Genomic DNA, 9,328 nt, shown 5'->3' on the forward strand with positions numbered 1-9,328 from the left:
CCGCTAATATGGTATAAAGTACCACGCTTAGATGCAGGTCAGCATATCTAGTCACTAGCTATCAATAGTAAAACAGCAGAGCGTAAAACAGCAGAAAGTAAAATACAGGGCGCAGTTTTTATAATCCGGCTTTATCGTTATTAAAATGAATCTAGCACTGTCGTTGCAAACAGCGCCATGATGGATTGATGTCGATAAGTAACAGATGGCCATTGGTGAATAATAGGTAGATTTTTATGGCGTTAATAGTACAAAAATATGGCGGCACCTCGATGGGCAGTATCGACCGCATCAAAAATGTCGCCAAACGAGTCAAACGCTGGCATGACCACGGTCACCAAGTGATTGTGGTGGTGTCTGCCATGAGCGGCGAAACCAACCGTTTGATCGATTTAGCACGCCAAATCAGCAGCCAACCTGACCCACGCGAATACGACCAAATGGTCTCAACGGGCGAACAAGTCTCTATCTCTTTACTTGCGATGGCGATTAAAGAGTTGGGGGTTGGCGCCCGTTCATTCACCGGTCGCCAAGTCGCCATTAAAACCGATAGTGCCCATAATAAAGCGCGTATCGAAAGCATCGATGATAAAAACATCCGTGAGCAACTAGATGCGGGCAACGTCGTTATCGTCGCAGGCTTCCAAGGTATCGATGAAGAAGGCAACGCGACGACATTAGGTCGCGGCGGCTCTGATACGACAGGTGTTGCCATTGCAGCAGCCTTGGGCGCTGATGAATGCCAAATCTATACCGATGTCGATGGTGTCTATACCACCGACCCACGCGTGACCTCAAAAGCCAAAAAACTTGAAAAGATTACCTTTGAAGAAATGCTTGAGATGGCCAGCCTTGGCTCCAAGATTTTACAGATTCGCTCAGTAGAGTTCGCTGGCAAATACGGCGTGCCTCTGCGCGTATTATCTAGCTTTGATGAAAACAACGATGGTAGCTTCGACCAAGACTTTCAAGACAATGTCGGCACCCTAATTACGATAGACGAAGGAGACAACATGGAACAGGCAATCATCTCAGGTATCGCTTTTAATCGCGACGAAGCAAAAATAGTCGTGCGCGGTGTGCCTGATCACCCTGGTATCGCCTCTGCCATCCTAAGCCCTATCGGTCGCGCCAATATCGAAATCGATATGATCGTCCAAAACCTATCGACCAACGGCACCACTGACTTCACCTTTACCGTCAACCGTACTGACATGGATAAAACCATGAAAGTGCTAGAAGATGAAGTAAAAGATGAGATTGGTGCCAAAGAGATATTGGCCAATAACGAAGTGGTTAAAGTGTCATTGGTCGGTGTTGGTATGCGCTCGCATGCTGGTGTTGCAAGCCTGATGTTCCAAACCTTGGCTGAAAATAACATCAATATCCAAATGATCTCGACCAGTGAAATCAAAGTGTCTGTACTTATCCAAGAGCAGCATTTAGAAAAAGCGGTCAAATCATTGCACACGGCCTTTGGGCTTGACCGTGAAGACGGTGACAGCAAAATTGCTGGGTTATAATATTTAATGGCTAGCGTTTATACATTGTAAGCATGAACACTTTAATAAAAACCAAAGCGGGTTGCATACTTGTTAAGCAAATAACGATTGATTATTTTTAGCAAATTTTAATTAAATAGAGTCTTATTAGGCTCTATTTTCTTTTATTACTATTGCTAAGGTAAGTATATACCTAATAGTTTTGTGAAAACCCGTGACAGTATCTGTTATGCCCCCTATAATGGGGCTTTCATTTGGGCTAAATGAATCTACCTATCATTACCGCTATTGGCACCACCTTAAGCATTGTTTTTATGATGAATACCTTGCTTATTTAGTGCTGCGGTGATGTCCTGTAATTGAGACGCAATCTGATGAGTAATAATCTGTTGATGCGACATAAGGAGTGTGACGCATGTTAATTTTGACACGCCGCGTGGGCGAAACGCTAATGATTGGCGACGAGGTCAGTGTGACTGTCCTAGGTGTCAAGGGCAATCAAGTACGAATCGGTGTGAATGCACCTAAAGATATTGCCGTACACCGTGAAGAGATTTATCAGCGTATCCAGCATGAGCGTACGGTACAGTCGCAAATGCAACATCTTGAACAAGGCAGCTTTGCGCCTTCATTCGATGATGAAGACTATTTCAATCGCTAAATGGTTCGCTTACTATCTAACTATCAATAATTATTGGGCATAAATTAAGCACCCTATTTTTGCTTTCTAATCTGCTCTGAGGTCATGTATTTATGAGTATCCGCCAATCAGATGTATCGGCTCTACTTAATGGTTTGAATAAAAAAGCCATTGGATTCAATGATGTCATCAGCTTTATTGATGATTTTTATCGCTATGCACCAGCGCCTTTTGTGAATGGCTTGATCCATAACGCTGCAGGCGAAAACGAAGGCAGCGCCAAGATTTTTGGTTTTGCTAAGCACCATGGCTTAAATCAATTAGACACCCTAAAGCTGTTCGGTGAGCATTATGCCAAGGTTCAAGCGACCCCAAAGGGTACGGACCATGCCAATATCCGCAATTTCTTACATTGGGGTTGGCAGGGGTTCTTAATGGAAAAAAATCCATTAACGCCGCGTCCAAGTGTTGATACCAGCGCGCTATAGTGATGTAGCTATGTAGTGATGCAATATTGATACATAAAAAAGCCACGCTATCATCATAGCGTGGCTTTTTTATATGCATTATTTTTTATCCAAAAACTTCGATGTTAATCTATTTATTGCGAAATTTGACTGGCTGCACCGCACCTTTAGGATTGGGCATATTGGGATAATGATGCTCGTGTTCGACATCACATTCAGCGCCCACAATAGAGCCATCGTCTTTTACAGGTTTATGGATATAACCGGTACGCTCGGCTGGCAGCAGATGCTCATGCTCCCAAACCATCACCGCTTGCATACAAGTTTCGCGCTGCTCAGGCGTGAGCTTACGACCATCTGGCCATTTACCTATCTCAATCGCCAAACGGAATTGATCGACCACTTCTGGGGTGACACTTGCTAATATCGTTTGTTTGTCCATCGTACCTACTCTCCACTACTATATTTTATATAAAAAGCCTTAGCGAACAGGCCTTTTATCATCGATGCGCTTATTCTTCTATAATATCATCATCAACATCCATACTGAATTCTTCGGCATGGACGTTCCAGTGTAACTTGGTGCGGCAGGCCTCATAAAAATCAAACCCAGGTGGATGTAACAAGGTCAGCTTATCAGGATGCTTGCGAATATACAGGCGTTGCTCTTGGTCGAGCGGTATACTGGGCTTGCCATCGGCGCTCACCTGCGGCTGGGTGCGATTGTCTTCATGGATACGAATACAAATCTCACTCGTCCCACTCACCACAATCGGGCGACTAGACAAGGTGTGCGGGTGCATCGGCACCAAACAAATCGCATCCATACTCGGGTGAATGATAGGACCACCGCCAGAGAGTGCATAAGCCGTCGAACCCGTTGGCGTTGCGACAATAAGCCCATCACTATGCTGGCGGTAAACATCATGACCGTCAATTTTCATCTGAAAATCAATCATGTGCACCGATTTACCCGCATGTAATACCACATCGTTAAGCGCCATGTCTTCGTGAATAATCTTGCGACCTTCACGAATCTCCATGGTGAGCAAAAACCTATGGTCTAACTGATAATCGCCCATCAATACTTGGCGTAATTTAAAGGCGGCTTCATCAGGCTTTACATCGGCCAAAAATCCCAAACGACCACGGTTGACCCCCAATACAGGGACACGGTAGCGTGCCAGTGCTTCAGCGGCATGCAAGATTGAGCCATCACCGCCTACTACGATGACCAAGTCACAAATCTCGCCAATTAAACTGCGCTTGACGATTTTGACGCGCTCAATCTCAGTCAGGTTTAACGTCGGTAAATTGGCCGTTTGTACATCCATAATCAATGTCAAATTCATATCATTGATGGTTTGGGCAATCTGCACCAAACTTTGGGTAACGCTACGTTTTCCCGCGCGGCCCATCAGACCGATACGCCTGAAAGCAGGATTTTTGATAGCGTGGAACAGCTCTGATTCATGTAAGTGCGGCAATCGGGCGGACTGCGCTGAGTTTTCCATAAAACGACTCGGCATAACGGTAAAGTACAGGGCAATGATAGCGAGAAAACAACGCTTAGACTAGCATGTTTATCAATTATCGTTGTTAACTGTCGTAATTGACCCCATATATCTTCTATCATACGCCACTTTTAGGCGTGTTTGTTTAGCTACTCACTATCGCACCCTATTTCTACATACATGAGCGAATCACCGGCGTAATAGTCGCTGAGAGCCTTGTATGCTGTCACGCAAACACAGTTGACAATAATAGCGGTTTTGCTAAAGTAGCTGGCATCTCAGTTATTTATATTTTATTAAGGACATTTTTATGGCCAATCCTATTGTCAGTCGTGCAGAGCTTGCCGTTGGCGGCGCGCCGATGACGGTTAAGGGCGTGATTCAAAAAACCAGTCTATTGCTTGGCTTATCGGCGATTACTGGTATTGGATTTTTCTTTTATGCGTTAATGGCAGGCCTATCACAAGGTTTTATCACCATGGCGGCTTTTGGTAGTATGTTTGCCGCCTTTGGTCTTGCTATTTTCATCACTTTTAAACCGCAAAAAGCCAAAACCTTTGCCGTACCTTATGCTTTATTAGAAGGTATCTTTTTAGGTGGCATCTCGCTATTCTTTATGCGCATGTACCCAAGCGTGCCAGTTACTGCGATGTGTGCGACCTTTGTCACCGCAGCCGTAATGCTAGGGCTATATCGCTCAGGTCTGGTTAAAGTGACTGAAAAATTCCGCTCAATCGTCACCTCAGCATTGATTGCTATCATGCTTGTTTATGTGGCGCAGTGGGTACTGTCTTTAGCTTTCGGTTCGAGCTTACCGTTCTTATTTGAAGGTGGCGCCATCGCTATCGGCTTTAGCTTATTCGTGATTGTTATCGCCTCTTTTACCCTGTTATTAGACTTTGATAATATTGATCGCGGTGTAGCGATGGGCGTATCTGAAGACTACGAATGGTTATTTAGTATTGGTATCCTTGCAACGTTAGTATGGATGTATATCGAATTTATGCGTCTGCTAAGCTATCTACAAGACTAAGCTAAATACTGTTTAGTGGTTATTTAAATAAAAAAACCGTCTTTTATAAAGGCGGTTTTTTTGTGGGTAATTTTCAGAAATTTATTTAAATGAGTTTAAGCTGGTTTAAATTAAGCACGCTTTAGGCGCAGGGCATTTAATACCACAAGTAACGAGCTTAATGACATACCAATCGCCGCAAGCCAAGGCGGCACATAGCCTAAAGCCGCCGGTATCAAGACACTACTATTATAAATAAGCGCCCAACGCAAGTTTTGCTTAATAATACGCTTGGTCTTATCAGCGATACGTTTCGCCGCAGTAATAGCTTCAATCTGACCATTTAGGATAATACTGTCACTCGATACTTGCGCTAAATCTGCCGCGCCCGCAATTGAGGTTGAAACATCGGCTGCGGCCAATACTGGCGCATCATTAATACCATCGCCGACCATTAATACAACCGCGCCTTTTGCTTGCAGCGCTTGAATATGATTGACTTTATCGGTTGGAGATAAACCGTTATAAGCGGCTTTCATGCCTAAGTCCTCAGCCATTATTAGCGCTTGCGGGCTTGGGTCACCGGTCAGCATGACCGGCTCAATACCAAGCTCTTTCAGCGTATCAAGCATCGATTTAGCACTATCACGCACCTTATCGTTAAAGTAAAAACAGGCCAGCGCTTGCCATGCATTTGACTGACTATCCTGACAAGACAATACCACGGCCGAGCTGGCTCGCTGTGCAACCAAATCAATGACTAAGTCATGATTATCACTATTCGCTTTATTCAAGGCAAAATCCACATGACCAATGCGATATAGCACCCCATCAATCATCGCTTCTACGCCGCCTGCCGGATAATATTGCAAGGCTTGCGTGGCTGGCAGGTGCAATTGATAAGCGGCGGTGAGCAGCGCATGAGCAATCGGATGGCGACTACCGACTTCAAGCGCGGCGGCAATCGCTAATAGCTTGTCCTTTTCGTCACTAGCATCATTTATGTCTGTTGCCACATTATTAGTAGCTATTAGCTCGATATTTAATAAATTGGGCTTACCGTAAGTGAGCGTACCGGTCTTATCAAACGCCACATGGGTAATCTCAGCAAGGGTTTGCAAAGTATGCCCACGTGTGGTTAAAAAGCCATAACTCGCCAATCGATTGGTCGCTACCGTCAGCGCAATCGGTGTTGCTAAGGACAACGCACAAGGACAGGTCGCCACCAAGACTGCAACCGTTGCCCAAATCGCTTGGCTTGGGTCAACGATATACCAACCGATAAATACCAAAGCTGACAATACTAAAATCCGTGCCACAAACCAACGCGCCAGCTTATCCGCTTGCTGGGCGAGTTTTGGTTTCTCGCTCATGGCACGGTTCATCAGCCTATCAATCAAACCTATCTGGCTGTCTTCTGGCAATGCCGTCACTAGCATCTCAAACGGCTGACTGTCATTTTGTGCGCCGCCAACGATATAATCGCCTTGGGTTTTGATGATTAAATCACCCTCACCTGTCAGTAAGCTTTGCGAAACGGTAGCGGTTGGGCTGAGCAAGATACCATCACTGATAATCTCAGAACCAGCCTCCACCATAATGATGTCACCCACTTGCAAGCTATGAGCGGTCACCATCTGTTTATCTTTTTGCTTGTTATTTAGCGTATGCTGCGTTTTTGAGAGACTGGCGGGCGTATTATTGGATTGCTGCCAGTCTTGAGCAATACGCAAGGTCAACTGCTGAATATTGGCATCCATGCTTTGCATAAAGTTGGGCATCGATTTTGCTACAGCGCTTGTGTCATTAACCGCTAAATTATTACTTGGATTAGCAACTTGTTCAGTGTCATTATCAGCAACGGTTTCATTAAGGGCATTTTGTTCTAGAAGCTGCAAGATACGCGCAGCTGCGTCTTTATCTTCGGCAATTTTTTGTACTAAGACAGGCTCGACCACCACCAAGTCATTGGCCATGGTGGCTGCTTTCAGGCGTGCATTATGCTCAATATAACGCCCAGCCAATAAGAAGAAAATAAACATACTGACCGAATCATAGTACGTCTCCCCTTGCCCCGTGACGGTAGCGTAAAGACTGGCAAAGAACGTCACCACTAAGGCAATACTAACCGGCACATCCATATTGACTTGACGGGCACGAATCGCTGACCATGCTGAAGTAAAAAACGGCACACCGGCATAAAAGAATACCGGCGTACTCACAAATAACGATACCCAACGTAGAAAGTCACGTTGGAAAATCAGCATGTCGCTATATTCACCAAAATAAATCGCGACCGCATACATCATCGCTTGCATCGAGCCGAGCGCAGCGATACCAAGACGCAATAGCATCTGACTGTTATGGCGTGCCAGCATAGCTTCATGGGTATCTTGCCGATAAGGCTTGGCTTCATAGCCAATCTCATTGATAACGCCCAAAATACGACTAATCGGCAGCTTGTCTTCGTTCCAAATCACCCGCATACGCTGATTGGTTAAATTCACCTGACATTGACTGATGCCATCTAGCTCATCTAAGCGCGATTCAATCAACCACGTACAAGCAGCACAGCGCAGATTATTGACCGACAGCTCGGCTACCGACATACCGTCTTGGGCATAAACAAATTGTGATTTTATCTCGTCGTGATCATAGGCTTCGAGGCGAGTCAGCTGGGTGGGCAAACTTGCCGTACGGTTAATCTCTGAGCGGTCAAGATAATATTGCTCAAGTCCCGCCTCGACAATACTTTGCGCGGCCAACTGACAGCCCATACAGCACATCTCACGCGACTGACCCAATATCTCAGCATGAAACGGCGGCTGCGGCACAGGATCACCGCAATGAAAACAGTGACCGGCAAGCGGCAGCACCAAACCCTCAGTAATTGAGTAGTCTTGATAATGACGGTTGCTGCTTGATGGTATTGACGAGGGAACACTGGACATAATCGCGCTTATTTCCTTTCGACAGGTTCACTTACAGCCGACTGGCCTTTAGTAAACTTATCATGATTAACTAGAATCAATCCCTATGTAAAAGAGCTGCTTAACAAGGCTGTTTTTTAACACAGTGTTTTGATACAGCTACTTTACATAGATATTGGCATGACTGGCATAAACAAAATACCGAACAAGAACGATAACGATAACTGCTCATTAATAGCATTAATAAAAAGCATCATAAAACAAATGGTGGGAAAAGTATGATGCCACTGCTTTCAATGATATAAGTGACGTAAATGGTAAATTGCTGGTTTGGCTAGTGCTTTTAATACAGCTTATATAGTTTATCCAATTCAAAAACGATACAGTAAAACTGGGATAAGTTTTTCGAAGCCTCTGTCGGCATCAGCACAGCAAGCGAGAAAAAGTTATCCCAGCAGAATCCGCCTACCAACCTATTGCTTTTGTTTATTATTGCTTTCATGTAATAGCAACTATATGGCATCAATACGCTCTATTAAAAGAGTCTAAAGCTTGCGTAAAAACCTATTAATATACCATTAAGTATTAAGATAACCATTATACTATAAGCAGGTGCGCTAAGCAGCATAACCCTTAGTCGCATATAGTCACGCCATCTCAATGTATCCAAACCCCGTATAACGAATCTCTAACGAACGCCCGATGAATGCGCGCGTTGACGATGATAGATTGAAAAAATTGTCAATTTGCGTCATTATGAGGCAGTTTTTTATCCCAGAATGGTGTGTCATCAGTGCAAAAATCTAATTCTAAGCAACCACAGTCCTCTAAGCCTGCTATCAATACGCTACCTTCACAGCAGCGCGGCATGGTGTTTAGTAGTATTTTATTAATTGTCATTATCGCCGGTATGGTGCTGTTGGCGCTGTATTTGGTCAAACTTGATCGCACCATTACCCACAAGTTTGAGGGTAAACGCTGGGATATTCCTGCCAAAGTTTATTCGCAGCCGCTAGAGCTATATCAAGGCGCGAACGTCGATACAGACACGATGAAAAAGTGGCTTGAGCTGCTTAATTATCAAAGCAACAAGTCTTATGATCGTACGGGTACTTATCATAAATCCGGCAATACTTACTTTATCCATACGCGCGGCTTTACTTATAGCGCCAATGATGTCGATAAAGAGCAAGTCATCAAAATGGCCATTGCTGGCAATAAGATTGAATCGGTACAAAGTACCCAGCCGGCCAAAACTGGCAT

Annotated in this window: 6 protein-coding genes and 2 pseudogenes; 5 read left to right on the plus strand and 3 right to left on the minus strand. The window is 44.6% G+C overall.

Going from position 1 to position 9,328, the window contains the following annotated elements:
• Window positions 1–236 precede the first annotated feature (236 nt).
• The 3 genes and pseudogenes from JMX94_RS07695 (at window position 237) to JMX94_RS07705 (ending at window position 2,630) form a co-directional block, all read left to right on the plus strand.
• The gene (locus JMX94_RS07695; protein ID WP_201564801.1) at window positions 237–1,523 is read left to right on the plus strand and encodes an aspartate kinase; all 1,287 of its coding nucleotides are present in this window, start codon (window positions 237–239) and stop codon (window positions 1,521–1,523) included.
• Window positions 1,524–1,917: 394 nt separating this feature from the next.
• Window positions 1,918–2,085, plus strand: a pseudogene (gene csrA, locus JMX94_RS07700) (carbon storage regulator CsrA); the annotation flags it as partial.
• Between the two features lie 170 nt (window positions 2,086–2,255).
• Entirely contained in the window at window positions 2,256–2,630 is a 375-nt protein-coding gene (locus JMX94_RS07705; RefSeq protein ID WP_201564802.1) for a HopJ type III effector protein, read from the plus strand.
• A gap of 109 nt (window positions 2,631–2,739) precedes the next feature.
• On the opposite strand, the gene JMX94_RS07710 is transcribed toward JMX94_RS07705, so the two are convergent.
• Window positions 2,740–3,051: a YeaC family protein gene (locus JMX94_RS07710; protein WP_201564803.1), complete on the minus strand. Its 312-nt coding sequence runs from the start codon at window positions 3,049–3,051 to the stop codon at window positions 2,740–2,742.
• Between the two features lie 70 nt (window positions 3,052–3,121).
• On the minus strand, window positions 3,122–4,123 hold the full coding sequence (locus JMX94_RS07715) for an NAD(+) kinase (RefSeq protein ID WP_227670440.1): 1,002 nt from the start codon (window positions 4,121–4,123) through the stop codon (window positions 3,122–3,124).
• 310 nt (window positions 4,124–4,433) lie between these two features.
• Here JMX94_RS07715 and JMX94_RS07720 point away from each other — a divergent pair, with 310 nt between their 5' ends.
• Window positions 4,434–5,156 (plus strand): Bax inhibitor-1/YccA family protein, encoded by a 723-nt coding sequence (locus tag JMX94_RS07720; RefSeq protein WP_011280732.1) that lies wholly within the window; start codon window positions 4,434–4,436, stop codon window positions 5,154–5,156.
• Window positions 5,157–5,266: 110 nt separating this feature from the next.
• On the opposite strand, the gene JMX94_RS07725 is transcribed toward JMX94_RS07720, so the two are convergent.
• Window positions 5,267–8,086, minus strand: a complete 2,820-nt coding sequence (locus JMX94_RS07725) for a heavy metal translocating P-type ATPase (protein ID WP_201564805.1) — start codon at window positions 8,084–8,086, stop codon at window positions 5,267–5,269.
• A gap of 772 nt (window positions 8,087–8,858) precedes the next feature.
• On the opposite strand from JMX94_RS07725, the pseudogene JMX94_RS07730 reads away from it, so the two are divergent.
• Window positions 8,859–9,328: pseudogene (locus JMX94_RS07730) on the plus strand (penicillin-binding protein 1B); the annotation flags it as partial.

Origin of the sequence: Psychrobacter sp. CMS30 (genome assembly GCF_904846565.1) — a bacterium.
GTDB lineage: Bacteria > Pseudomonadota > Gammaproteobacteria > Pseudomonadales > Moraxellaceae > Psychrobacter > Psychrobacter maritimus.

What these genes read in the sequence shown, in the direction of transcription:
- JMX94_RS07715 (WP_227670440.1), bottom strand. Translation starts at nt 4,123, where the DNA reads ATGGAAAACTCAGCGCAGTCCGCCCGATTGCCGCACTTACATGAATCA.
- JMX94_RS07720 (WP_011280732.1), top strand. Translation starts at nt 4,434, where the DNA reads ATGGCCAATCCTATTGTCAGTCGTGCAGAGCTTGCCGTTGGCGGCGCG.
- JMX94_RS07725 (WP_201564805.1), bottom strand. Translation starts at nt 8,086, where the DNA reads ATGTCCAGTGTTCCCTCGTCAATACCATCAAGCAGCAACCGTCATTAT.
- JMX94_RS07705 (WP_201564802.1), top strand. Translation starts at nt 2,256, where the DNA reads ATGAGTATCCGCCAATCAGATGTATCGGCTCTACTTAATGGTTTGAAT.
- JMX94_RS07695 (WP_201564801.1), top strand. Translation starts at nt 237, where the DNA reads ATGGCGTTAATAGTACAAAAATATGGCGGCACCTCGATGGGCAGTATC.
- JMX94_RS07710 (WP_201564803.1), bottom strand. Translation starts at nt 3,051, where the DNA reads ATGGACAAACAAACGATATTAGCAAGTGTCACCCCAGAAGTGGTCGAT.